Consider the following 23,563-nt stretch of genomic DNA (forward strand, 5'->3'; position numbering starts at 1 on the left):
GGGCGAGTTTCCGGTCGTCCTCAGAAGCCCAGGATGTCCTTGCCGATCGCGAACACCGGCAACGCCGCCAGCACGCCGTCGATGCGGTCGAGGATGCCGCCGTGGCCCGGGATCAGGGCGCCTGAATCCTTCACCCCGGCCTGGCGCTTGAGCAGGCTTTCGACGAGGTCGCCGACGATCGAGGCCACCACCGCGACCACGGCCACCAGGGCCAGCGCGGGCAGCTGCGAGGGCGTGGCGCCGGCGAAAGCACCGAACGCCAGGGCTACGCCCACGCCCGCGACCAGGCCGCCGATGGCGCCCTCGACCGTCTTGTTCGGGCTGATCGTCGGGGCCAGCTTGCGGCGGCCGAAACGGCGGCCGGCGAAGTAGGCGCCGGAGTCCGCGGCCCAGACCAGGGCCAGCGCGGCCAGCAGCCAGCGGTGCCCGTTGGCCCCGGGTTCGGGCGAGGCCGACAGTGCGGAAAAACTGTCCGAGTGGATCAGGCACAGCGCGCACCAGGCCGGCACCACCGCCAGCGTGCCGGCGGCCAGCTTGAGTGCACGCGTCCAGGGACGGTGGTCGGCAGTGAAGCCCGGTCGCCACAGCCACAACAACGCCAGCACCCAGCCCAGCGTGCCGGCGAGGGTGACGATCTGGAACAGCACCGGGGAAAAGCCGCCGTCGCCGCGCGAAGCCCAGACCAGCAGCACCATCAGCAGCAGGTTCAGCATCACCAGCACGGTGCGCGGCAGGCTGTCGTCGACCCCGGCCAGCTTCAGCCATTCCCACAGGCCGCCGAGCATGACCAGCGCGGCCAGCGCGGCCAGCCACTGGGTCGGCAACAGGAGGATGGCGGCGATCGCGGCCGGCGCCATGATCAGCGCGGCTATCACCCGGGTGCGGGTCATGGGGCGGCCTCTGCGCCGAGCTGGGCGCTGGTCAGTCCGAAGCGGCGTTCGCGCCCGGCGTATTCGTCCAGGGCCTGCTGCAGCACGTCGGCATCGACGTCCGGCCACAGGGTCTCGGTGAACCAAAGTTCGGTATAGGCGAGCTGCCAGAGCAGGAAGTTGCTCACGCGCTGGTCGCCGCCGGTGCGGATGAACAGGTCCGGCGCGGGCAGGTCGGCCAGGGCCATGCGCGCGGCGACCGCGGCCTCGTCGATGTCCTCCGGACGCAGCCGGCCCGCGGCCACCTCCGCGGCGAGGGCGCGCGCGGCGGCGGCGATGTCCTGGCGGCCGCCGTAGCTGGCGGCGATGGACAGGTGCAGGCGCTGGTGGCCCGCCGTCTGCTGCTCGGCGGCGACCATGCGATCGCGGATCGCGTCCGTGAACAGGGCGCGCTCGCCGATGAAGCGCACGCGCACGCCGCGGCGGTCGAGTTCATCGACTTCGCGTTCGAGTGCGTTGAGGAACAGCTTCATCAGTGCGCCGACTTCCTCGACCGGCCGGCCCCAGTTTTCGCTGGAGAAGGCGAACAGGGTCAGCGCGCCGATCCCGCGCTGCAGGCAGAAGTCGATGACCCGGTTGACCGCGCGCGCGCCGGCCCGATGGCCGATGGCACGCGGCCGGCGCCGGCGCTGGGCCCAGCGTCCATTGCCGTCCATGATGATCGCCAGGTGGCGGGGGACGGGTGCTTCCATGCTGGCGGGATCTGCAGTCATGCCCGATACGGATCGGTCAGACCGCTCAGACCGCCATCAGTTCCTGTTCCTTCGCCTTGACCACCTCGTCGACGTCCTTGATCGCCTTGTCGGTGATCTTCTGGATGTCCTCCTCGGCGCGGCGGACCTCGTCCTCGGTGACCTGCTTTTCCTTGAGCAGGTCCTTGACCTGCTGGTTGGCATCGCGGCGCACGTTGCGGATCGCGACCTTGGCGTCCTCGCCTTCTCCATGCACGACCTTGGTCAGGTCGCGGCGTCGCTCCTCGGTCAGGGCCGGGAGGTTGAGGCGGATGGTGGTGCCGGCGGTGTTCGGGGTCAGGCCCAGGTCCGAGGCGAGGATCGCCTTCTCCACGGCGCCGACCATGCCCTTGTCCCACGGGGTGATCACCAGCGAGCGCGCATCGGAGACCGAAACGTTGGCGACCTGGGACAACGGCACGTCGCTGCCGTAGGCGTTGACCCGGATCGTGTCGACCAGGCCGGTGGACGCGCGGCCGGTGCGGACCTTGACCAGGGTGTGGCGCAGAGCATCGATGCTCTTCACCATGCGGGCCTGCGCGTCTTGCTTGATCTCGTTGAGCATCGCCGTATTCCGTCGAAAAAGCCGAATCGGCCGATTATACGGGCATCGCCGATCCGCGGCGCAGCCGGCGGGACGGGGCGGTAGGGCTCAGCGGCGGGCGCGGACCAGGGTGCCGATGCTGTCGCCGCGCAGGATCCGCATCAGGTTGCCGGGCACGGAGATGTCGTAGACGCGCAGCGGGATGCCATGGTCGCGGCACAGCGCGAAGGCGGCGGTATCCATCACCTGCAGGTCGCGGGCGATCACTTCGTCGTGGTCCAGCTCCTCGAAGCGGACAGCGTCGGCATGCTTCTTCGGGTCGCGGTCGTAGACGCCATCGACCTTGGTGGCCTTGAGCAGCAGGTCGGCGTTGATCTCGATCGCGCGCAGGGCGGCGGCCGAATCGGTGGTGAAGAACGGGTTGCCGGTGCCGGCGGCGAAGATGCCGATGCGGCCCTTCTCCAGGTGGCGCACCGCGCGGCGGCGGATGTAGTCCTCGCACACGTCGTTGATCTTGAGCGCGCTCATCACCCGGACCTTGCCGCCGATCTTCTCCAGCGCGTCCTGCATGGCCAGCGCGTTGATCACCGTGGCCAGCATGCCCATCTGGTCGCCGGTGACCCGGTCCATGCCGGCGGCGGCCAGGCCGGCGCCGCGGAAGATGTTGCCGCCGCCGATCACCAGGCCGATCTCGGCACCGGCCTCGCGCACTTCCATGATCTCGCGGGCGATGCGGCCGATCACCACCGGATCGATGCCGTAGTCCTCGGCACCCATCAGCGCTTCCCCCGAAAGTTTCAGCAGGACGCGGCGGTAGGCGAGATCGGACATGGCGGCACCTGGGGGGAATGGCAAACGCGCGAATTCTAGCGGAAAGCCCCGGTGCGCGGCTCGCGCGTGGCGCGCGCGGACGCAGCGCCGTTCATTGCCCGTGCTGGCTGACCCGGTTGCGCCCTTCGCGCTTGGCGCCGTACAGGGCGTCGTCGGCGGCCTGCAGCAGGCTGCGGGCGTCGGCGAACTGGCGGCTCGTGCCATGGGTGGCCAGGCCCGCGGAGAAGGTGACGTAGAGCGGTTTGCCGTCGACCTCGGCCATCGGCATGCGCGAGGTCTCCTCGAGGATCCTGCGCAGCACGCGCCCGGCCGCCGCTTCGTTGGAGTGGCTCAGCACCACCAGGAACTCCTCGCCGCCGTAGCGCGCGACCAGGTCGGTGCTGCGCAGCATGCGCTGCAGGGCCTGTGCGAACTGGTGCAGCACGCGGTCGCCGACCAGGTGGCCGTGGCGGTCGTTGATGTTCTTGAAGTCGTCCAGGTCGATGAATGCGATCGACAGGGGATGCTGCAGGGCGACCGCCGTGGCGAACTCGCGTTCCAGCACGTCTTCCATCTGCAGCCGGTTGTAGACCCCGGTCAACGGATCGCGGCGCGCCTGTTCGGTGAGCCGGCGCACCTGGTCCTCGGAAGCCTGGGCCTCGCTGCGCGCGCGGGCTGCGTCCTGGATCTCGCGCAGGTTGCGCACGATCAGCAGTTCCTTGGCGTCGTCGATGATCGCCGCCAGGTGCGCGGGATGGGCGATCTGCACCTCGAACAGGGTCGCGACCTCGGGCAGGGCCGTCTCGATCTGCACCAGCAGGCCGTCCAGCCGGGTGCTGTCGGTCACGCACGCTTCCACCCGCGCGCGCGCATGTTCGCCCAGTTGTTCGACCTGGCCGTTGGCCAGCCACAGGTCGGCGATCGTTCCGGACGCCACGACGCAGGCCTGGAAGGCATCGTCGCTGTCGGCTTCGCTGGCGGCGATCGCGTCGACCAGGTAGGACGGCAGTCGCCAGTGGCGGGCCAGCCATGCACCGACTTGGGCATGGTCGGCACCGAATGCCGTGCGCTCGCGCTGCAGCAGGTCGGCGTTGTCGACGGCCTGCGCGCGCAGGGTCGAGTACTCCTCGGGCATGGCCTGGAGCAGCGCCAGCGCGCCGATGTCCTGGAGCAGGCCGGCCAGCAGCAGGTCCTCCAGGCGCCTCACGCCGGCATGATGGCCAAGCAGTCGGGCCACCAGGGCCGCCAGCGCGCTGCGACGCCAGATGCAATCCTGCTCGGCCGCCGTGCCGTTGGTTCCGCGCAAGCCCTGCGCGAGCGAGAAACCCAGTGCCAGACTCAGCGTCGCGTTGACGCCGAGCAGGGTGAGTGCCTGGCCCAGGTTGTCCACCCGGCGCCGGCCCGCGTAGAGCGGCGAGTTGGCCACGCGCAGCATGCGCGCGCTCAACGCGGCGTCCATGCCGATCAGGCGCGCGGTCGCCGCCAGGTCGGCCCCCGGATCCTGCGCCAGTTCGATGATCCGCAGCGCCACGGCAGGCGGCGACGGAAGGTTGCGGCAGTGCAGGAGTTGGGTTTCGAGTTCCGGACGCATCACTACGCGGTCATGGCGGTTTGCCCGACGAGTATGCGGCCAAAACCGTGTCGCAGTCAGCACTTTCGCTGCATGAAGTGATCACGATGGGCGACGTGCGCGTCGGAAACGAAGAAGGCCGCGGAAATCCGCGGCCTTCGATGCAGCCCGTTACCGGTGGTGCAGGATCAGACCTGCATCGCCTTGGCGACTTCGGCGGCGTAGTCCTCGACCACCTTCTCGATGCCTTCGCCGACAACCAGGCGCTGGAAGCCGATCACGTCGGCACCGGCGGCCTTGACCACCTGCTCGACGGTCTTGTCGCTGTCCAGTACGTACGGCTGGCCGTACAGGGTCACCTCGTTGACGATCTTGTTGATCTTGCCGGAGATGATCTTCTCGAGGATCTCGGCCGGCTTGGCCTTGTCCTTCTCGGACATCTTGGCCAGCTCGATCTCCTTTTCCTTGGCGACGAACTCGGCCGGCACGTCGGCGGCCTTGTTGTGCGGCGGGTTCATGGCGGCCACGTGCATGGCGATGCCACGGGCCAGCTCGGCGTCGCCGCCGCTGATCTCGACCAGCACGCCGATCTTGCCGCCGTGGACGTAGGCGGCCACGTTGTGCGCGCTGTCGATGGCGACCACGCGGCGGACCTGCATGTTCTCGCCCAGCTTGGAGATGGCGGCGGCACGGGCTTCCTCGACGGTCTCGCCGGAAGGCAGCTTGGCCGACTTCAGCGACTCGATGTCGGTGGCGCCGGCGGCCAGTGCGGCAGCGGCGACGGCATCGGTGAAGGCGATGAAGTTGACGTCCTTGGCGACGAAGTCGGTCTCGGAGTTGATTTCGGCCAGCACGGCCTTGCCACCGTTCTGGGCGACCGCGATGCGGCCTTCGGCGGTGACGCGATCAGCCTTCTTGTCGGCCTTGGCCAGGCCGGACTTGCGCAGCCACTCGCCGGCGGCGTCGATGTTGCCGCCGTTCTCGGTGAGTGCCTTCTTGCACTCCATCATGCCGGCGCCGGTGCGCTCGCGCAGTTCCTTGACCAGGGAAGCAGTGATTTCCACGGGATTACCTCTTTATGGGATGAATGTGGCTCCGCGGGGCGGAGCAGGGCGGACGGTCGATCGCGCCTGCGGCGCACGCGGTCGTCCGGCCCGGACCGCGGACGGCGCGCGTGGCGCCACCGTCCTGCGGGTTGGCGGCCGCACGAGGCGGCCGCCGGATGGATCACTCGGCAGCGGCAGGAGCAGCGGCTTCGCCGCCTTCAGCCTTGTCCTTGCGCGGCGGACCCTTGCGGGCCGGGGCGCGACGGCCCGGCTTGTCGCCATCGGACTCGGCGAAGTCGTTCTCGCTGACGGTGGCGGCGTGCGGCGCAGCGGCCTTGCCTTCAAGCACGGCATCGGCGGCGGCACGGGCGTACAGCTGCACGGCGCGGATGGCGTCGTCGTTGCCCGGGATCGGGTAGTCGACCAGGGCCGGGTCGTAGTTGGTGTCGACGACCGCGATCACCGGGATGCCGAGCTTCTTGGCTTCCTTGATGGCGATGTCTTCATGGCCGATGTCGATGACGAACAGCGCGTCCGGCAGGCGGTTCATGTCCTTGATGCCGCCCAGCGAGGCTTCCAGCTTGTCGCGCTCGCGGCGCAGGCCCAGCACTTCGTGCTTGACCAGCTTTTCGAAGGTGCCGTCGGTCTCGGCCGACTCCAGTTCCTTCAGGCGGGCGACCGACTGTTTCACGGTGCGGAAGTTGGTCAGGGTGCCGCCCAGCCAGCGCTGGGTCATGTACGGCTGGCCGCAACGCTCGGCTTCTTCCTTCATGGACTCGCGCGCGCTGCGCTTGGTGCCCAGGAACAGGATGGTGCCGCGCTTCTGGGCGATGGCCGAGATGAAGTTCATCGCGTCTGAGAAGAGCGGAACGGTCTTCTCGAGGTTGATGATGTGGATCTTGCCGCGGGCGCCGAAGATGTACGGAGCCATCTTCGGGTTCCAGTAACGGGTCTGGTGGCCGAAATGGACGCCGGCTTCCAGCATCTGACGCATGGTGACCTGGGGCATTGCATGTAACTCCTGGCAGTGGAATCGCGTCGCACGTGCGGCTGTTCTTGGTAGACCGCGCATGGATCGGCGGGCCCTTGCGAAGGGCGCGCAGCGACGATTCCGGGGTTGGGCCTCCCTGGCGCTTCCGTGTCCGAACCGGCTTCCGTGGAAGCAGGCACCCCGGCACGGGGCATGGCGTCAGGTGTGGATTCGCCGGGGCCGGACAGGGCCGGCGCCTTCCCGCCCGGCGTGGGCGGCCCCCGGATGGAATCAGGAGGGCGCAGGAAAGCCGCGGAAGTATAGCCCCAGGGCTGCGGCCCGGGCAAATCGCCTCAGCGCCCGCTGATCAGGACCTGTTCCGGGACCAGGACCACCGGTTCCCCGTTCACGTCGGCCTCGAAGCGGCCGTAGGGTGGCTGGCCGACCTCCTCGGGCAGCGGCCAGAGCTTGTAGCGCCCGGCCAGCACGTATCCGGCGAGGTTCGGGGCCAGCACGTGGCGGCGCCCGCCGGTACCGACGAAGGCCAACCCCGCGATGCGGGCATGGCGTCCACCACTGTTGTCCAGCCGCAGCAGGCGGCGTCCGGACGCGTCTTCCTCGATCCTGGCGCTGAGCCTGGAGGCGGCGGCCGGCGCCGAGGGCTGCACGAAGACCGGGATCGAGTAACGGAGCAGCGAAGCTTCGCTCCCGGCGCCTGCCGCGGAGGCAGCGACGGTGGAGGGCAATTCGTCCACGACCAGGCGGTAGGCGGTCTCGGTCGCGGGAGAGCCGCTCCCGAGCCGGATCAGCCGGACCCGCTGGCGACCCAGCGGCGGGACTTCCATCAGCGGCGGGCTCACCGCCAGATCGCGGGTCGGGGCCAGCACCTCGCCGCCCCCGTCCTGGGTCCAGGAGAACAGCCGCACCTGTGCCTGCAGCGGCTGCCGGCCCGTGTTGCTCAGCCACAGGCTGGTCGAGTCCTCCGACGGATGCATGACCAGCGACACCGGTTCCAGGCGCAGGTCGCCCGTGTGGGCAGGAATGGCGGCGCCAAGCCAGGCGGCGAGCGCCAGCGCCAGCGACGTGGCCTTGGCGCGTGGCATCAGAAGACGATCGTGGTGACCCGCGATCCGTCCACGGGACCGCTATGCGGAACGGGGAGGTGCGAGAACTGGTCGCCGTCGGCGATCCGGTAGGGGGCGGCTGCCGGGGTGCCCGGTGCGGCCATCGTCCAAGGCACGCCGATCGAACAGTCGACGCTGGGGCTGGTGGTGCCGTCGCGGACGTCGCATCGGTCGACGACGGTCATCGAGATCCGCAGGGTGCTCTGCCTGCTGGATGCCTGCACGGCCCCTGCCGAAAGGGCCAGAGCTGCCAAGGCCAGGATTGCTTTGCGGGTACGCATCGGCGGCTCCTTGCCAGTCGGGGAGACCGGCCTTCAGCCACGCTTTCGGCGGGTGACGCGGAAAGTTGAGCCCACCGTGGACCCGGGGGTGTTGCGTCGGCGTGATCTGTGCAATGGATCACGCAAATGGCGCGAAGCGCCGGCCGGCCCTGCAAGCCGGCGGGCAATCGCCGCCGGGGGCGCCTGCCCCGGATCAATAAGTCAGCGTAATGGTGATCGTGTCTGAGTAAGTGCCCGCGGAGTTGATCGCCTGCGCGGGGACCTGGCCATAGACGGTCAGCGTTTGCGTGGCGTTGTTCCCGGTGCCGGCTACGTCGGTCGAGGTGGTGTTGCCCCACGGGATGCTTCGCGCCGAATCCTGGAACAGGTGATAGGTGACGTAATTGCTGGCGGGTCCGATCATGCGCCGGGTCGTTCCCGTCGGATTGTTCCCGTAGCTCAGTGCAACCTGCCAGGCCGTGTTGTTCGGGCAACGCAGGCTGATGGTCGACGTCTGGTTGCGCGCCGTGGCCAGGTTGACCACCGAGTTGAAATCCATGTCGGTGGCCGCGCTGATGTAGCAGGTGTTGGCGAAGCTCGCGTAGACCTCGAAGTAATCGCTGGCTTGCGGTCCGGACGCGCACAGCGATGTCGCGGGCGCGGTCGTGCCGCCCTGCGACGGGGCCCGCAGCACGAAGTTGTTCTGGGCGATGTACGAGTCGGCCGACATTGTCTGGCCGGCCGGGATTCGCGCGTAGAAGGGAATCGAGCCGGTGGTCTGGCCCGTGGAGCTGGTGGTTCGCACCACGCTCTGGACGGCATGGCCGCTGGTTTCCGAGCCGATGAGTTGGGTCATCGCCGGGTCGGAATAGAGGTCGTAGTTCATGTATTCGACCGGCCACCACTGCCGGATCAGCCGGCGTGGCGCGACGCCGGTGGGCAACGACGGATTCACGTACAGGCAGATCCGGAAGGTACGTTGGGCCGGGCTATCGTTCTGGCAGATGTAGTTGAGCGTGCCCGACGAGGTGCCGCCACCGCTGCCCACGGTTCCGAACGACACATTGCTCAGGGAGCTGAACCAGCAAGAGTTGGCGGCCATCGCCTTGCCTGGCATCAGCCACACGCAGGCCAACATCGCGACGACTGGGAGGGTGCGAAGCCAGCGGCGCGCACGGTCCGGGGTCGGGAAGAGGTTGTTCATCGGCATACCACTCCATCCAGTTCGACGAATCCCGACGGCTTGGGCAGCTCGGGCAGGACGACGTCGCAATAGGCGCCATTCTGGCGGATCTTCAGGCCGGCACCGGGCGGCAGCTCCTGCAGGTAGATCAGGCCGTCGTAGCCGACCACCGTCAAGGCAGGCGAGGTGTCAGGGTCGGCGTCCTGCAGCCAGACCGGGCTGCCGGCGGCGATGGGCCGGCCGTCCGGGGCGGTCACGGTCGCCTGGATCGACAGCACGCTGCGCATCGGGAACCTGGCGAGCATGCCGCTTCGGCTTTCCGGGACCGCATACATTTCCGTCCGGTCCATGCGCACGTCGGTCGGCGTCTTCAGCGGATCGATCGAAAGCCGGTTGTTCTGCCACGAGTTGAGTCGATTCACCAGCAGCAGGCCGTCCTCGTTGGTGTAACCGATCAGGCGGTTTTCCTGGAGGATCGGGACGTTGGCGATGCCGTCCGTGGTCACCAGCGCGAACGCGTCTTCGACCCGGCGCATGGCGAACAGGTGCTTCTCCATGAACAGCACGCTGCCGGTTGCGCCAGCGAAGCCGCTGGTGGTGTCGGGCGCGCCGCCATCTCCACGCATGTAGAGCAGGCCCGCATTCCAGCCACCAAAGCGACCGAGTCCGGAAATCTGGCCCTGGGCGCCGGGTCGCTCGCCCAGCGTGGTCTGCGCGCGCCAGCCCAGGCCACCCAGGTCGCTGTCGACGGGGCGGTTGGCCTCGAGGGTGAGATTGTCCGAATCGCGGCTGTGACGGAGCGAGGCGGACACCGACACCCGGCGATCCAGGGGCATCGACCAGTACAGGAAGGCGCTGTCCGAGTCGCGGTTCTCGAGGTCGCGATTGACGCTCAGGCTGAGGTAGCCGTTGTGGGGCAATTGCCTCGACCAGTGAAGACTGGCGTAGCGCGCGGGAGTCTGCCCGGCCATCTCCTGGCGCACGTAGCTGGCGCCAATCTGGGCGACGCCCCAGTTCACGCCCATGAAGACGCTGTCCATCCGGCGGGGCAGGATCGCATCTTCCAGGGTGGCCACGTCGGCGAACTCGTCACTGCGACGGAGCGTGGACATGCCCACGTTGAAAATGGACGAGTTCCACTGGTAGCCCGCGCCATACTGGTGGCCCGACTGGCCGTCGTACTGGCTGCCGGCCACGTTCAGGTCGAGCACGCCACCGCGGTCGCCGAGCAACCACGCCCCCCCGGCGCCGGCCATCTGCAGATCGGCAGTGCCTTCGGCATGGAATTCAAGCGTGGCGCTGTCGCTCAGGCCATGGCGGACCGTGGCGCTGCCCATCGGGTCGTCGGCATAGGAGAACGAACGCAGGCCATAGTCGCGTCGCACCTTGCCAGCCTCGACCGACCAGTCGGTCAGGCCTTGCTGCAGCAGGTATGGCGTGTTGTACAGGGCGAAACTGACGACCCGGCTCTGGCCGTTGATGTCGGTGATGACCATCTGTGCCTGCCCGGCGCCGGTGATGGTCGGGATGCTGTCGATCTGGAACTGGCCAGGCCGCACTTCCTGGCTGGACTGGCGCACGCCGTTGATGAACAGGTCGACCGTCGATGGGAGCACCGCTTCGCCGGCGAACGAGGCCAGCGGCGTGGTCACCCGATACGGCTGCAGGGCGAAATTGGTCGATGCGCGCACGCCGCCGATGCGCGTGGTGCGGGTCCAGCCCAGCCCCCCGCTGTAGGTATCGCCCACGACCACCGAGACCATGCTGTCCTGCAGGTCGAGCTGCCAGGACGTGTCCAGGCGCGTGGTGTCGTGGATGTCGCGCTCGCCTGGGAGGGAGTCCACCCGGCTGACCAGGCTGGTGCTCCAGACGCCCGGGCCGACGCCGAACAGGCGCAGCTCGTTCCAGCTGCTGATCGAGCGGTAGTCGCTGTCGCCCTGGGCATAGACGTCGTAGTTGAACAGCAGGCCAGGGGCGCGGGTCAGCGGATCGATCTTCGGCGCCGTCCGGTCGGCGATGCCGAAGTGCTCCCGGTCGCCCGACAGGGCTTCCAGCGGAGCGGACAGGGCGAGAATCTGGTTGCTCGCGTCGTAGCGCGCCTGCAAACCCGGGATATCGTCGAGCGCCACCAGGTCGCCCGCCGTCTCGCTGCCCGGCCATTGCAGGCCCAGTTCGCGCAACGTCGAAGCGCTTGCATGCAGGCGCCCGTCGATCATGACGAAACGGGCCAGTCGCCCCGTTGCGAACTCGTTGAGCGAGACTTCGAGATAGAGCTCCTGCGAACCAGCCGCTGCTTCCGCGTCCGGTCCGCCGGTTTCGATCAGGTCCAGCGCACCCGGCGCGAAGAATGGGGCGGGCGAGGGATTGGGGGCAGGGGCGGCCAGCAGCGCACAGGGCGCGCAGGCCGCGGCGACGCTAGCTGCCAGGATTTTCCAGCGGCAATGTCTGGTCGTTCGGATCGTCATTGAACCTGACCTTCAGGCTGCCTCCATTGGCGCGCTGCTGCGGCGACAGCGGAATAGTCCACTGCATCCGTTGCCCGGCCAGCACATAACCGAACAGGCCCGGTGCGAGCTCGGTGCGATGTCCGCCGGTATCCACCCAGACCAGGTTGCTCAACCTCACCCGCTGCCGCTCGGGGTTGGTGATGCTGAGCAGGCTGGCATCCCCGCGTGCTTCCAGACGGGCGGACAGCGTGGTGGGTGTGCCGGTGGACGGTGGGGTACTGGCGGTCCGTCGCGAGGGACTCAGCGGTTCGGTTCCCTCGGCCAGGACAAACACCGGCACCGAATAACGCAACAGGAACTGGAGGCCCGAGCGCTGCGGTTCCGAACCATCGGCAGGCAACTCGTCGATGGTCAGCCGGTAGGCGGCTTCGGTCTGCAGCGGTTCGCTCCGTGGACGGATGATCCGCACCAGCTGCTGCTGCCCGGCCGCGACCTCCAGGATCGCCGGACTGGCCACGAGGTCCCGGCTGGGTTCGGTCTGGTCCGTGCCCCCGGCCTGGCTCCAGGCCGATACCCTGACCTGGGCCTTGAGCGGCTCGGTTCCCGTGTTGCTGAGCCACACCGCCTGCGACTGCTCGCCAGGTGCGAACTCGAGCATGATCGGGTTGACCTGCAGGTTGGCGGCCAGCGCGGCCGGTCCGGCAAGCGCCAACGCCGCAAGCAGCAGCCACCCCCGGATGCGGGAACCACGCCCCTTGGGGGGGCGCGGCCGGTCCTGATCAAGCGTCATCGGGGCCATAACCCGACCTCATCGAGTCGATCAGTAGTTGATCGTCGCGGTGATGGTATCGGCATACGTGCCGGCCGGCACATTGGTGTCGGCGCTCAGCACGCGGCCGTAGACCGAGACGTTCTGCGCGTTGCCGTTGCCGGTGCCGGCAACCGTGTCGGTACCGGCCGTGTTGCCCCAGTTCTGGGTGCGGCCGGTATTGCGGTACAGGGTGTACGGAACCGAGACGCCGACGCCCGTGCCGTTGTGCATGCGACGGGTGGTCACGGTGGCGCCGCCGTAGCTGCCAGCATTCAGGGCGATGGTGTAGGGGGTGCCGCTGGTGCAGGTGACCACCAGGGTACCGGTGGCATCGACGTCGCCGGCGGAGGAACGGGCCTTGGAGAGGAAGTCGACATCGGAGGCGCCGGCGGTGCTGAAGGTGCACGACTCGGTGATGACGATCTTCGCCTGGAAGTTGCCGGTGGCGGTGGCGGCATTGGCAGTGCCCGCGAAACCGGCGGCGACCAGGGCGGTGGCGATCAGGGTGCTCTTGAACAGGTTCATCGGGGACTCCGGGAGATTGTTGTCTGGGTGGTTGTGAGGCTTGCGAGGGGGATGGAGCAGGAAGCGTGCCAAGTCTCTGGCGCCTCGACTTCCGCGTCCCCGGGGCGTCTCGGGACGCGGCCGCCACAACCTGAATAGGCATACTGTGACACAGTTCGCGCCCGATGTAGTGCCTATTAAGCAAAAAGTGACCCGGCACGTCAGTTGTTTGACGTCACCTATTCAGGTGCGGGGGCGGGGTCGGCGGTGCAGGTATCGGGGTGCGTCAATTCCCGGGCGGAGGCCCGTCGGGCCGATGCGCGTTCAGGAAATCGCCGGATCGGCGATAATCCCCGCATGAGCCTGCACCTGAAGACCCCCGACGAAATCGAGCAGATGCGCATCGCCGGCCGCCTGGCCGCCGAGGTGCTGGAGATGATTGCCCCGCATGTAAAGCCGGGCGTGACCACCGAGGAGCTGGACCAGCTGTGCCATGACCATATCGTCAAGGTGCAGGGCGCGATCCCGGCAAACGTCGGTTACCGGGGCTACCCCAAGACGGTCTGCACCTCGGTCAACAACGTGATCTGCCACGGCATCCCGAGCCCGGGCAAGGTCCTGAAGGACGGCGACATCGTCAATATCGACGTCACCGTCATCAAGGACGGCTGGCACGGCGACACCAGCCGCATGTATTACGTCGGCACGCCGTCGGTGATGGCCAGGCGCCTGGTGGAAGTCACCTTCGAGGCGATGTGGCGCGGTATCCGCGCAGTGAAGCCCGGCGCCACGCTGGGCGACGTGGGCCATGCGATCCAGAGCTATGCCGAGGCCGAGCGTTTCACCGTCGTGCGCGAGTACTGCGGCCATGGCATCGGCAAGGTCTACCACGACGAGCCGCAGGTGCTGCATTACGGCCGGCCCGGCGACGGCCTGGTGCTCAAGCCGGGCATGACCTTCACCATCGAGCCGATGATCAACGAGGGCACCCGCTATACCAAGGTGCTGCCGGATGGCTGGACCGTGGTGACCAAGGACCGCAAGCTCTCGGCGCAGTGGGAGCACATGATCGCGGTGACCGAGGACGGCGTGGACGTGCTGACGCTGGCCGCCGGCCAGCAACCCCCGGCGTGAGTACCGGCATGGGCGTCGGACCGCTGGTCGCCGAAGCCCATGGCGGAAAGGAGCCGGCGGACGATGCCGGCTGGGCCGCGCATGCGCGGGAACTGCTGGCGCACGGCGATGCGCGCCTGCTCAAGCGCTACGGCCGCGAGGTCGACATCGGTCGCTTGCTTGCCCTGCGCGCGCGCCTGGTCGATGACCTGCTGCGACGCGCCTGGCACCACTGCATTCCCGACGACGCGGCCCTGTCGCTGATCGCGGTGGGTGGCTACGGCCGCGGCGAGCTGTTCCCGCGTTCCGACATCGATCTGCTGGTCCTGGCCGAGCCGGAGGCGCAACAGGCGCAGCAGGCCGGCCTTTCGCGCTTCTTCGCGCTGCTGTGGGATTTCGGCTTGCCGGTCGGCCATGCGGTGCGCTCGGCGGCCGAATGCACTGCAGCGGCGGCCGACCAGACGGTGATGACCGCGCTGCTCGAGGCGCGCCCGGTGGCCGCCGAACCGGAGGCAATGGCGGCGCTGGCCGCAGCGATCGCGCCGGAGAAAATCTGGCCGCCGCGCGACTTCTTCATGGCCAAGCGCGAGGAGCTGCTGCTGCGCCATCGTCGCCATGGCGATACCTCCGACAACCTGGAACCGAACATCAAGGACGGCCCCGGTGGCCTGCGCGACCTGCACACGCTGGGCTGGATGGCGCAACGCGCGTTCGGCGTGAGCGACCTGGAGGCCGTGGTCGGCCTGGGCCACCTCGGCCCGGACGAAGCGGCGGCGCTGGCGCGCGAGCGGCGTTCGCTGGGGCGGCTGCGCTTTGGCCTGCACCTGGTGGCCGGCCGGCCCGAGGAGCGCCTGCGTTTCGACTACCAGAAGGCGCTTGCCCAGCGGCTGGGCTACGACGACGACGAGCACAGCCTCGGCGTCGAGAAGATGATGCAGGGCTTCTACCGCAGCGCAGCGATCGTGCGCCGGATCAGCGACCGCCTGCTGCAGCGTTTCGAGGAAACCTTCGACGGCGAAGCCACGCCCGAGGTCCTCAATCCCGATTTCGTCCTGCGGCGCGGTTACCTGGCCGCCGCCGCGAACTATTGGCCGGAGGCCGACCTGCGCGAGGTGCTTGCGCTGTTCGCCACTTGGGCGGCGCATCCGGAGGTGCGGGGCCTGCACTCGCAGACCGCACGCGCGCTGGCGGAGTCGCTGCCTCGCCTGCCGGCCTACACGGTGGCCGGACCGGCCGCGCGCGCGCGCTTCATGGCGCTGCTGCGCGGACCACGCCCGGTCGAAACCCTGACCCGGATGGCGCGGCTGGGCGTCCTCGGCCAGTACGTGCCGGCATTCGCGCAGGTATCCGGGCGGATGCAGTTCGACCTGTTCCACGTCTATACCGTCGACCAGCACACCCTAATGGTCCTGCGCAACATCGCCGGTTTCGCCAGCGGTGCAGGCGACGAGCGCTTTTCGATCGCGCACGAGGTCTGGCCGCGCCTGCGCAAGCCCGAGCTGCTGCTGCTGGCAGGCCTGTTCCATGACATCGCCAAGGGCCGCGGCGGCGACCACTCCGAACTGGGCGCGGTGGACGCGCGCGAGTTCTGCTCGGCCCACGGGCTGAGCGACGCCGATACCGGCCTGGTCGTGTGGCTGGTGGAGCAGCACCTGCGCATGTCGGTCACCGCGCAGAAGCAGGACATCTCCGACCCTGACGTGGTCCGCGCCTTCGCCACGCTGGTGGGCGACCGCGAACGCGTGGACTACCTGTACCTGCTCACCTGCGCGGACATCGCCGGCACCAGTCCCAAGTTGTGGAACGCGTGGAAGGACCGGTTGCTGGCCGACCTGTACCTGTCCACGCGGCGGGTGCTCCGCGAGGGGCTGGAGACGCCGGTCGATGCGGAGGCGCGCGTCGCCGAGGCCCGCGAGGCCACCCGCGAAACGATGCGGGTGCAAGGCCACGACGATGCCACCATCGATCGGCAGTTCGCGGAGATGCCCGACGAGAGCTTCCTGCGCTTCCGGCCCGAGCAGCTGGCCTGGCAGGCGGGGGCGCTGGTCCAGGTGCGGATGGGCGACACCCGGGTGGCGGTTCGCCGTATCGGCGGGCAGGGCGGCGAACAGGGGGGGGCGCTCGAAGTGTTCGTGCACTCGCCCGATCGCGACGGCCTGTTCGCCGCGATCGTTGCCACGCTCGACCGCCACGGTTACGGCGTGCACCAGGCGCGCATCCTGATGGGCCCGCATGGCACGGTCTTCGATACCTTCGAAGTCCTGCCGGCCGACAGTTTCGCCAGCGGCGATCCGCTCCAGCTGGAACAGGCACTGCAGCAGGCGCTTTCCGGCGCGCTGGAGAACGTGCGCGCGCCGCGCCGTGCGGCGCCGCGGCAGCTGCGCCATTTCAGGTTCCCGCCGCAGGTGGAGTTCAGTGCGGCCGCCGATGGCCGCCGCAGCCTGCTCCGCCTGGTCTGCCCCGATCGCCCCGGACTGCTGGCCGACCTGGCCCAGGCCCTGCGCGCCTGCCGCCTGCGGGTGCATGACGCGCGCATCGCCACCTTTGGCGAGCGCGCCGAAGATATTTTCCAGATCACAGACGAACACGACCAGCCGCTGGACGCCGCCGCGCAGGAATTGCTGCGCGGCGAACTGCGTGCGCGGCTGGAACCCGAAAACCTGACTCCCGGAGCCCCAAGCTGATGGCCACCAGCCCGAAGAAGACCGCCACACGCAAGACCGCGCGCAAGCGCCCCGCCGTGCCCGCCGGCCCCGGGCTGGAAGAGCTGAAGTTTTCGATCGACAGCGCGTTCGCGCGCCGCGCCGCGCTGACCCTGGACGAGATCGACGGATCCACCCGCCCGCTGGTCGAGCGCGTGATCGGCGGCCTGGAGTCCGGCGAATTCCGCGTCGCCGAGCCGGACGGGAAGGGCGGCTGGCAGGTCAACGAATGGCTGAAGAAGGCGGTTCTGCTGTACTTCCGGGTCAACGACATGACCGTGATGGAGGGCGCGCCCGCGCCGTTCTGGGACAAGGTCGCGACCCGCTTCGAAGGCTACGGCGAGGCCGAGTTCCGCAAGCTCGGCGTGCGCGTGGTGCCCGGCACGGTGGCGCGCCGCGGTGCCCATTTCGGCAAGGACGTGGTGCTGATGCCGAGTTTCATCAACATCGGCGCGCATGTCGGCGAAGGCACGATGGTCGATACCTGGGCCACGGTCGGGTCGTGCGCGCAGGTCGGCAAGCACTGCCATATTTCAGGCGGCGCCGGCATCGGTGGCGTGCTCGAGCCCCTGCAGGCCAGCCCGACCATCGTCGAGGACCACTGCTTCATCGGCGCGCGCTCGGAAGTGGTCGAGGGCGTCGTCGTCGGCCACCACAGCGTGATCGGCATGGGCGTGTTCATCGGCCAGTCCACCCGCATCTACAACCGCGCCACCGGCGAGGTGTCCTACGGCTACGTGCCGCCGGGCAGCGTGGTAGTGTCTGGCTCCCTGCCGGCTGCCGACGGCAGTCACTCGCTGTACTGCGCGGTGATCGTCAAGCAGGTCGATGCCAAGACCCGGGCCAAGACCAGCATCAACGAGCTGCTGCGTGGGTGAGATGACGACCCTGTACGGCTTGAAGAACTGCGATACCTGCAAGAAGGCGACGAAGTGGCTGGACCGCTTCGACGTGCCGTATGCCTTCGTCGACTACCGCGACAGCAAGCCTTCGCCGGAAGTGCTGGTGGAGTGGGCCGGCAAGGCTGGTGGCTTCGATGCGCTGGTCAACAAGTCCTCGACCACGTGGCGCCAGCTGCCCGACAACCGCAAGGCGCCGGGCAGCGAGGCCGAGTGGAAGCTGCTGCTGCGCGAGCATCCGCAGCTGGTGCGCAGGCCGGTGGTGGTGAAGGACGACGGCGCCTTCAGCCAGGGATTCTCCGACAACGGATTCAAGAAGCTGTTCGGCGTCGGCTGACGGTCCGTCACGCGGGATCCGGTCGCGGTGATCCCATCGCAGGCTGCAGCGGCGCCGGAGCCGGCCCCGGGATCGGTTCGCGGGCGGCTGGCGTATCCTCCGCTGCGGCAAACGACAACGAGCAGACACATGAGCGAAGTGCTGGACCTGGCGCGTGACCTGATCGCGCGTCCCTCGGTGACGCCGGACGATGCCGGTTGCCAGGACCTTGTGGCCACGCGCCTGCAGCGCGCCGGCTTCGCCTGCGAGTCGTTGCGCTTCGGCCAAGTCGACAACCTGTGGGCCACGCACGGCAGCGGCGCACCCGTGCTGGTCCTGCTCGGCCATACCGACGTGGTGCCACCGGGGCCGCGCGAGGCCTGGAGCAGCGACCCATTCGTGCCCGTGGTGCGCGGGGGCGCGCTCCATGGCCGCGGTGCCGCGGACATGAAGGGCAGCGTCGCCGCGTTCGTGGTCGCCGCCGAACAGTTCGTGGCCGCGCATCCGGGTCATGCCGGTACCCTGGCGGTCCTGCTGACTTCGGACGAAGAAGGCGATGCCATCGAGGGCGTGCGCCGCGTCGCCGCGGTGTTCCGCGAGCGCGGCCAGCGCATCGACTGGTGCATCACCGGGGAGCCGTCTTCGACCGAGAAACTGGGAGACCTGCTGCGCGTGGGCCGGCGAGGCAGCCTGTCCGGCACCCTGCGGGTACACGGCGTGCAGGGCCATGTCGCCTATCCGCACAAGGCGCGCAATCCCATCCACCAGGCCGCCCCCGCACTGGCCGAGCTGGCAGCGCGGGAATGGGACGACGGCTACGAGAGTTTTCCGCCGACGTCGTTCCAGGTCAGCAACATCCAGGCCGGCACCGGGGCCAGCAACGTCATTCCCGGTGAGCTGCAGGTGCTGTTCAACCTGCGTTACAACCCGCACTGGGATGCGCCGGCGCTGGAAGCGGAGATTGCCGCGCTGCTGGATCGCCACGGCCTGCAGTACGACCTGCGCTGGCATCGCAGCGGCGAGCCTTTCTACACGCCCGAGGGTCGCCTGCGCTCGGTCGCGCGCGAGGTGCTGGGTGAATTCGCGGGCGCGCCGCCGCAGGAGAGCACGGGCGGCGGCACGTCCGATGCGCGTTTCATCGCGCCGCTGGGCGCGCAGTGCATCGAAGTCGGACCGGTCAACGCCAGCATCCACCAGGTCGACGAGCATGTATCGGTCGCCGACCTCGAAGCGCTGCCGGATCTCTACCGGCGCCTGGTGGAGCGCCTGCTCCTGTAGCGGCCAGCGCGGTCGGTATCCGGCCGCCGCCCCGCGCCTCGCCTAGTGCGGTCCGTGCTGCTCGTTCGGACGCGCCTTGCGGTCGTAAAGCAATGCGCTCACCGCGATCGTCAGGCCCAGCGCCACCGCGATCAGGAACAGCACCACGGCCAGCGCCGGATAACCGAACAGGCGAGCCGGTGTTTCGATCCGCATCAGCATCGCCGAGGACATCAGCAGCGCCGCGGTGACCACCGAGGCAGCGATGCGGTTGGCGATCTTCTGCATGTTCTCCATCAGCCGCGAGTTCTCCAGGCCATCCAGCCGCACCTGCAGGCGGTTCTCCGCCAGCAGCGACAGCGTGTCGGAAATCTTGCGCGGAGCGTCGCGTAGCAGGCCCTGCACCTCGAGCAGTTCGCTGGCGAGGTTCGCGCTGGAGAAGGAGCCGCGCAGCTGCGCGCGCATGATCGATTCCAGGTGCGATTCGACCAGGCGACGGACATCCATCTCCGGGTCCAGCGCATTGGCGACCCGCTCGAGGTTGAGCAGGGTCTTGCCGAGCAGGCTGATCTCGGCAGGCACGCGCAGGCCGTGTTCGGCAGCGGTGCCGACCAGCTCCAGCAGCAGCCGGCCCTCGGAGGTGCGCCGCCCGCCGGTGGCGTAGCGCGCGACCAGCTGGCCGGTGTCGCGGTTGAAGGCGGCATCGTCGAACTGCTCCAGGCGCGTACCGATCGCTACCAGTTCGCGCGCCACGTCTTCGCCGCGCGCGTCCACCGCGGCGAACAGCAACTTGAGCAGGCGTTCGCGCATGCGCGGCGGGACCTGGGCGACCATGCCCAGGTCGATGAGCGCCAGCCGTCCGTCGTCGCACAGCATCACGTTGCCAGGGTGCGGATCGGCATGGATGTCGCCGTGCACGAACACCTGGTCCAGGTAGGCGCGCATCAGCTCGGCGGCCGGCGTGGCCAGGTCCAGTTCGGTACGGCGCAGCCCCGAGACCGCGGTGACCTTGCTGCCGTGGACCAGTTCCATGGTCAGCACGCGCGCTGTGCTCAGTCCCCACACCGGCGCAGGTACGTACAGCTGCGGGTAGGCCGACAGCCGCTCGCGGAAGCGATCCAGGTTTTCGGCCTCACGGCGGTAGTCCAGCTCCAGCAGCAGGATCTTGCGGAACTCGGCGATCCAGCCGGCGAAGTGCAGGCGGCGCCCGGTCTCGGTGAGCGCATCGGCGGTACCGGCCAGTCCCGACAGGACCTCCAGGTCCAGGCGGATCGCCGCGTCCATGCCCGGCCGCTGCACTTTCACCGCGACCTCGCGACCGTCGCGCAGCACCGCGCGATGGACCTGCGCGAGCGAGGCGGCTGCCAGCGGAGCCGGATCGAACGAGGCGAACAGCCGGCTGAGTTTCGCGCCAAGCTCTTCCTCGATGATCTTCTCGATCACTGCGGTATCGATCGGTGCGACTTCATCCTGGATGCGGTCCAGCGCGTCGATGTAGGCCGGTGGCACCAGGTCGGGGCGCGTGGAAAGCGACTGCCCCAGCTTGATGAAAGCCGGACCGAGGGATTCCAGGTCCGCGGCGAACGCCTGGGCTTCGGCGATGCCGGAGGCATCGGCGATCGACGGCTCGGCGGGTGGGGCGTGGGTCCAGTCCAGGCCGGTCAGCACGCGACGGTGGCGGGCAAGGCGGGCGACCACCTGCGCGGTGCGGGTGAGGCGTTGGGTAGTGTCGGGCAAGGCGGATCTCCGGTGACGGCGGAGCGCGGCCAAGGCGATGGCGCGCGGTCGGCGGAGTATTCGCCGCGCGGCGTGAGCGCATTGTCAGTTGCCCCTGCAACGGTTGCGGCCCGTCCGCGGTGCGGGTTAGTGTCGGCCCATGTCTTCCGCCCTGCGCGCAAACCCGGCCAATTCGAACCGCAACAATGCGGCGAATAACCGTGCGCGAACGATGCGGGGGCGCGACCAGGCATAAGGCACCACAGCCCGGTCACCACGAAACCCGCATCGGCCGATGCGGGTTTTTTTATGCCCGGCTTGCGTCCGCCATGGCCGCATCAGAGGTCCGATTCCGTAACACCACCCAGACCCAGGAGCTTTCCCCATGTGTTCGATCTTCGGCATCTTCGGCCTGCAACCGGGCGACGACCTGCAGGGACTGCGCCGACAGTCGCTGGATCTGTCGCAGCGCCAGCGCCATCGCGGACCGGACTGGAGTGGCGTGTACGTGGACGCCGGCGCGATCCTGGTGCACGAGCGCCTGGCCATCGTCGATCCCGCCGGCGGTTCCCAGCCGCTGTTGTCGGAGGATGGACAGCTTGCGTTGGCGGTCAACGGCGAGATCTACAACCACGTGCCGCTGAAGGGCCAGTTGAAGGAGCCGTATGCGTTCCAGACCGCCTCCGACTGCGAGGTGATCAATGCGCTGTACCGCGAGGACGAACCGGCGTCGTTCCTCAACCGGCTCAATGGCATCTTCGCCTTCGCGCTGTGGGACAAAAGCAAGGGCCGCGCGATCATCGCCCGCGACCCGATCGGCGTGGTGCCGCTGTACTGGGGCCACGACAGGGAAGGCCGGCTGCGCGTGGCTTCGGAGATGAAGTCGCTGGTGGACGAATGCGCCGACGTGGCGCAGTTCCCGCCGGGCCACTGGTATGACTCCGCGACCGGCGAGTTGACCCGCTACTACCACGCGCCTTGGCGGCACTACGCCGACGTCGAGGGCGTGGAGGTTTCGTCGCAGGAACTGCGCGAGGCCTTCGAGGCGGCGGTGCACCGCCAGCTGATGACCGACGTGCCCTATGGCGTGCTGCTTTCCGGCGGGCTGGATTCGTCGCTGGTCGCGGCGGTGGCCGCGCGCTACGCACGGCATCGCATCGAGGATGGCGACAGGACGGAAGCCTGGTGGCCGCGCCTGCACTCGTTCGCCATCGGCCTGAAGGGCTCCCCGGACCTGGCCGCGGCCGAGGTCGCGGCCGAAGCGCTGGGAACCGTGCACCACGGCTACGAGTACACCTTCGAAGAGGGCCTGGATGCGTTGCCCGAGGTGATCCGCCATATCGAAACCTACGACGTCACCACCATCCGCGCGTCGACGCCGATGTTTCTGCTGGCGCGCCGGATCAAGGCGATGGGTGTGAAGATGGTGCTTTCGGGCGAGGGCAGCGACGAGATCTTCGGCGGCTACCTGTACTTCCACAAGGCGCCGAACGCGCGCGAGTTCCACGAGGAGCTGATCCGCAAGCTCGACGCGCTCAACAACTTCGATTGCCTGCGTGCGAACAAGTCGATGATGGCCTGGGGCGTGGAGCCGCGCGTGCCGTTCCTGGATCGCGAGTTCCTCGACGTGGCCATGCGCATGGATGCCAGGTACAAGATGGTCGACAAATCCCGCAACGACGCCCAGCGCATGGAGAAGGGCGTACTGCGCCAGGCCTTCGACGGCTACCTGCCCGAGCAGATCCTGTGGCGGCAGAAGGAGCAGTTCAGCGACGGCGTGGGCTACGGCTGGATCGACGGGTTGAAGGCGCATGCCGAAGCGCAGGTGTCGGATCGCGAACTGGCCGCGGCCGACAAGCGCTTCCCGCTAAACCCGCCGCAGACCAAGGAAGCCTACTTCTACCGCAGCGTGTTCGAACGCTTCTATCCCAGCCCCGCGGCGGCTGAGACCGTGCCGGGGGGCAAGTCGATCGCGTGTTCTTCGCCGGCGGCGATCGCCTGGGACGCGAGCTTCGCCAAGATGGCCGATCCCTCCGGGCGCGCGGTGGCCGGCGTGCACGAGCAGGCGCACGCCTCGTAGGCGCGGGCATGGCCGCGAAGCCGAAGGTGCCGGAATCCCGGAGGCGCTGGCCGTGCAACTGGCGTCGGCTTCGCGGGCTGGAGTCCGCTCCTGCAAAAGCATGGCTTGCAAAGCCGCCGGCGCAGTGGGGCATGGCGCGAGGCCGGCCCCCCGGTCAGGCGGGGTCGCGGGTGGTTGCGGCGCTGCTGATCGCCGGCCGGGGCCGCGTCCTGCAAGGCGCGGGTTGGCTCAGCCGCAACTGACCCGGGTGATGGTGTTGTTGCGGTCGATGTCGACGTTGACCCGGTCCGGGCGGAAGTCGCGGGTCACGGCGGTGTCCGGACCGATCGGGCGGATCAGCCCGGCGCCGCTTTCGTGCCACACGCGGCGCATCACGTCCTGTTCGGCCTGTTTGCCTACGGCCCAGGCCACCGGGTCGGCATTGCAGTTGCCTGCCACGCTGCCGAAGTGGCCCGGGGCACCCGGATCGGGCTGGACGGAGCTGCACGCCGGGAGCAGCAGTGCGGCGAAAGCGGTGGACAGGACGACAGGGAGCATTCGCATCGCGGCAG

The 23,563-nt window shown here is 68.7% G+C and carries 21 protein-coding genes; 6 read left to right on the plus strand and 15 right to left on the minus strand.

Features of this window, described 5'->3' with window-relative positions:
- Nucleotides 1-20: 20 nt before the first annotated feature.
- The 13 genes from MNQ95_RS11325 to MNQ95_RS11385 form a co-directional block, all read right to left on the minus strand.
- The gene (locus MNQ95_RS11325; protein ID WP_241952928.1) at nucleotides 21-890 is read right to left on the minus strand and encodes a phosphatidate cytidylyltransferase; all 870 of its coding nucleotides are present in this window, start codon (nucleotides 888-890) and stop codon (nucleotides 21-23) included.
- Nucleotides 887-1,642, minus strand: a complete 756-nt coding sequence (gene uppS / locus MNQ95_RS11330; protein WP_202922852.1) for a polyprenyl diphosphate synthase — start codon at nucleotides 1,640-1,642, stop codon at nucleotides 887-889. Before uppS ends, MNQ95_RS11325 begins: the two co-directional genes overlap by 4 nt.
- A 25-nt stretch (nucleotides 1,643-1,667) precedes the next feature.
- Nucleotides 1,668-2,225, minus strand: a complete 558-nt coding sequence (gene frr, locus MNQ95_RS11335; protein ID WP_162410115.1) for a ribosome recycling factor — start codon at nucleotides 2,223-2,225, stop codon at nucleotides 1,668-1,670.
- Between the two features lie 87 nt (nucleotides 2,226-2,312).
- Nucleotides 2,313-3,035, minus strand: coding sequence for a UMP kinase (gene pyrH / locus MNQ95_RS11340; protein WP_241952929.1), 723 nt, complete (start codon nucleotides 3,033-3,035; stop codon nucleotides 2,313-2,315).
- Between the two features lie 91 nt (nucleotides 3,036-3,126).
- A complete protein-coding gene (locus MNQ95_RS11345) occupies nucleotides 3,127-4,605 on the minus strand; it encodes a GGDEF domain-containing protein (protein ID WP_241952930.1) in 1,479 nt (492 codons plus the stop codon).
- Nucleotides 4,606-4,772: 167 nt separating this feature from the next.
- Nucleotides 4,773-5,648 carry a translation elongation factor Ts gene (tsf, locus tag MNQ95_RS11350; RefSeq protein WP_241952931.1) on the minus strand — a complete coding sequence of 292 codons (876 nt, stop codon included), beginning with the start codon at nucleotides 5,646-5,648 and terminating at the stop codon, nucleotides 4,773-4,775.
- A gap of 163 nt (nucleotides 5,649-5,811) precedes the next feature.
- Nucleotides 5,812-6,639 carry a 30S ribosomal protein S2 gene (gene rpsB, locus MNQ95_RS11355; RefSeq protein WP_162410111.1) on the minus strand — a complete coding sequence of 276 codons (828 nt, stop codon included), beginning with the start codon at nucleotides 6,637-6,639 and terminating at the stop codon, nucleotides 5,812-5,814.
- A gap of 314 nt (nucleotides 6,640-6,953) precedes the next feature.
- A complete protein-coding gene (locus tag MNQ95_RS11360) occupies nucleotides 6,954-7,703 on the minus strand; it encodes a fimbrial biogenesis chaperone (RefSeq protein WP_241952932.1) in 750 nt (249 codons plus the stop codon).
- A complete protein-coding gene (locus tag MNQ95_RS11365; protein WP_241952933.1) occupies nucleotides 7,703-8,005 on the minus strand; it encodes a hypothetical protein in 303 nt (100 codons plus the stop codon). Before MNQ95_RS11365 ends, MNQ95_RS11360 begins: the two co-directional genes overlap by 1 nt.
- Nucleotides 8,006-8,198: 193 nt before the next feature.
- Nucleotides 8,199-9,188 carry a Csu type fimbrial protein gene (locus MNQ95_RS11370; protein WP_162410108.1) on the minus strand — a complete coding sequence of 330 codons (990 nt, stop codon included), beginning with the start codon at nucleotides 9,186-9,188 and terminating at the stop codon, nucleotides 8,199-8,201.
- Nucleotides 9,185-11,632, minus strand: coding sequence for a fimbria/pilus outer membrane usher protein (locus MNQ95_RS11375; RefSeq protein WP_241952934.1), 2,448 nt, complete (start codon nucleotides 11,630-11,632; stop codon nucleotides 9,185-9,187). Before MNQ95_RS11375 ends, MNQ95_RS11370 begins: the two co-directional genes overlap by 4 nt.
- Entirely contained in the window at nucleotides 11,583-12,404 is an 822-nt protein-coding gene (locus MNQ95_RS11380; RefSeq protein ID WP_162410106.1) for a fimbrial biogenesis chaperone, read from the minus strand. Before MNQ95_RS11380 ends, MNQ95_RS11375 begins: the two co-directional genes overlap by 50 nt.
- A 30-nt stretch (nucleotides 12,405-12,434) precedes the next feature.
- Nucleotides 12,435-12,950 (minus strand): Csu type fimbrial protein, encoded by a 516-nt coding sequence (locus MNQ95_RS11385; protein WP_241952935.1) that lies wholly within the window; start codon nucleotides 12,948-12,950, stop codon nucleotides 12,435-12,437.
- Nucleotides 12,951-13,286: 336 nt separating this feature from the next.
- Between MNQ95_RS11385 and map the strand changes: the two genes are divergently transcribed.
- The 5 genes from map (at nucleotide 13,287) to dapE (ending at nucleotide 19,237) form a co-directional block, all read left to right on the plus strand.
- The gene (gene map, locus MNQ95_RS11390; RefSeq protein ID WP_162410104.1) at nucleotides 13,287-14,063 is read left to right on the plus strand and encodes a type I methionyl aminopeptidase; all 777 of its coding nucleotides are present in this window, start codon (nucleotides 13,287-13,289) and stop codon (nucleotides 14,061-14,063) included.
- Between the two features lie 8 nt (nucleotides 14,064-14,071).
- Nucleotides 14,072-16,726 carry a [protein-PII] uridylyltransferase gene (gene glnD, locus MNQ95_RS11395; protein WP_241954417.1) on the plus strand — a complete coding sequence of 885 codons (2,655 nt, stop codon included), beginning with the start codon at nucleotides 14,072-14,074 and terminating at the stop codon, nucleotides 16,724-16,726.
- On the plus strand, nucleotides 16,726-17,622 hold the full coding sequence (gene dapD, locus MNQ95_RS11400) for a 2,3,4,5-tetrahydropyridine-2,6-dicarboxylate N-succinyltransferase (RefSeq protein WP_241952936.1): 897 nt from the start codon (nucleotides 16,726-16,728) through the stop codon (nucleotides 17,620-17,622). The genes glnD and dapD overlap by 1 nt, the downstream gene beginning before the upstream one ends.
- Nucleotide 17,623: 1 nt before the next feature.
- Nucleotides 17,624-17,980: a Spx/MgsR family RNA polymerase-binding regulatory protein gene (locus MNQ95_RS11405; protein ID WP_241952937.1), complete on the plus strand. Its 357-nt coding sequence runs from the start codon at nucleotides 17,624-17,626 to the stop codon at nucleotides 17,978-17,980.
- A 129-nt stretch (nucleotides 17,981-18,109) separates the two neighbouring features.
- The gene (gene dapE, locus MNQ95_RS11410; RefSeq protein ID WP_241952938.1) at nucleotides 18,110-19,237 is read left to right on the plus strand and encodes a succinyl-diaminopimelate desuccinylase; all 1,128 of its coding nucleotides are present in this window, start codon (nucleotides 18,110-18,112) and stop codon (nucleotides 19,235-19,237) included.
- A 42-nt stretch (nucleotides 19,238-19,279) separates the two neighbouring features.
- On the opposite strand, the gene MNQ95_RS11415 is transcribed toward dapE, so the two are convergent.
- Nucleotides 19,280-20,992, minus strand: coding sequence for an ABC1 kinase family protein (locus tag MNQ95_RS11415; RefSeq protein ID WP_425605742.1), 1,713 nt, complete (start codon nucleotides 20,990-20,992; stop codon nucleotides 19,280-19,282).
- 325 nt (nucleotides 20,993-21,317) lie between these two features.
- Between MNQ95_RS11415 and asnB the strand changes: the two genes are divergently transcribed.
- A complete protein-coding gene (gene asnB, locus MNQ95_RS11420; protein WP_241952940.1) occupies nucleotides 21,318-23,012 on the plus strand; it encodes an asparagine synthase B in 1,695 nt (564 codons plus the stop codon).
- A gap of 228 nt (nucleotides 23,013-23,240) precedes the next feature.
- Here the strand turns inward: asnB and MNQ95_RS11425 are convergent, their stop codons facing one another.
- Entirely contained in the window at nucleotides 23,241-23,549 is a 309-nt protein-coding gene (locus tag MNQ95_RS11425) for an I78 family peptidase inhibitor (protein ID WP_241952941.1), read from the minus strand.
- Nucleotides 23,550-23,563: the final 14 nt, after the last annotated feature.

The organism is Pseudoxanthomonas daejeonensis (assembly GCF_022637495.1).
In the GTDB taxonomy this organism is placed as follows: Bacteria; Pseudomonadota; Gammaproteobacteria; order Xanthomonadales; family Xanthomonadaceae; genus Pseudoxanthomonas; species Pseudoxanthomonas daejeonensis.

Coding starts and splice junctions, on each gene's coding strand:
- rpsB (WP_162410111.1), bottom strand. CDS start 6,639: ATGCCCCAGGTCACCATGCGTCAGATGCTGGAAGCCGGCGTCCATTTC.
- MNQ95_RS11365 (WP_241952933.1), bottom strand. CDS start 8,005: ATGCGTACCCGCAAAGCAATCCTGGCCTTGGCAGCTCTGGCCCTTTCG.
- MNQ95_RS11380 (WP_162410106.1), bottom strand. CDS start 12,404: ATGACGCTTGATCAGGACCGGCCGCGCCCCCCCAAGGGGCGTGGTTCC.
- frr (WP_162410115.1), bottom strand. CDS start 2,225: ATGCTCAACGAGATCAAGCAAGACGCGCAGGCCCGCATGGTGAAGAGC.
- MNQ95_RS11405 (WP_241952937.1), top strand. CDS start 17,624: ATGACGACCCTGTACGGCTTGAAGAACTGCGATACCTGCAAGAAGGCG.
- pyrH (WP_241952929.1), bottom strand. CDS start 3,035: ATGTCCGATCTCGCCTACCGCCGCGTCCTGCTGAAACTTTCGGGGGAA.
- dapD (WP_241952936.1), top strand. CDS start 16,726: ATGGCCACCAGCCCGAAGAAGACCGCCACACGCAAGACCGCGCGCAAG.
- glnD (WP_241954417.1), top strand. CDS start 14,072: ATGGGCGTCGGACCGCTGGTCGCCGAAGCCCATGGCGGAAAGGAGCCG.
- MNQ95_RS11360 (WP_241952932.1), bottom strand. CDS start 7,703: ATGCCACGCGCCAAGGCCACGTCGCTGGCGCTGGCGCTCGCCGCCTGG.
- MNQ95_RS11425 (WP_241952941.1), bottom strand. CDS start 23,549: ATGCTCCCTGTCGTCCTGTCCACCGCTTTCGCCGCACTGCTGCTCCCG.
- MNQ95_RS11370 (WP_162410108.1), bottom strand. CDS start 9,188: ATGAACAACCTCTTCCCGACCCCGGACCGTGCGCGCCGCTGGCTTCGC.
- MNQ95_RS11385 (WP_241952935.1), bottom strand. CDS start 12,950: ATGAACCTGTTCAAGAGCACCCTGATCGCCACCGCCCTGGTCGCCGCC.
- map (WP_162410104.1), top strand. CDS start 13,287: ATGAGCCTGCACCTGAAGACCCCCGACGAAATCGAGCAGATGCGCATC.
- MNQ95_RS11325 (WP_241952928.1), bottom strand. CDS start 890: ATGACCCGCACCCGGGTGATAGCCGCGCTGATCATGGCGCCGGCCGCG.
- uppS (WP_202922852.1), bottom strand. CDS start 1,642: ATGACTGCAGATCCCGCCAGCATGGAAGCACCCGTCCCCCGCCACCTG.
- MNQ95_RS11345 (WP_241952930.1), bottom strand. CDS start 4,605: ATGCGTCCGGAACTCGAAACCCAACTCCTGCACTGCCGCAACCTTCCG.
- asnB (WP_241952940.1), top strand. CDS start 21,318: ATGTGTTCGATCTTCGGCATCTTCGGCCTGCAACCGGGCGACGACCTG.
- dapE (WP_241952938.1), top strand. CDS start 18,110: ATGAGCGAAGTGCTGGACCTGGCGCGTGACCTGATCGCGCGTCCCTCG.
- MNQ95_RS11375 (WP_241952934.1), bottom strand. CDS start 11,632: ATGACGATCCGAACGACCAGACATTGCCGCTGGAAAATCCTGGCAGCT.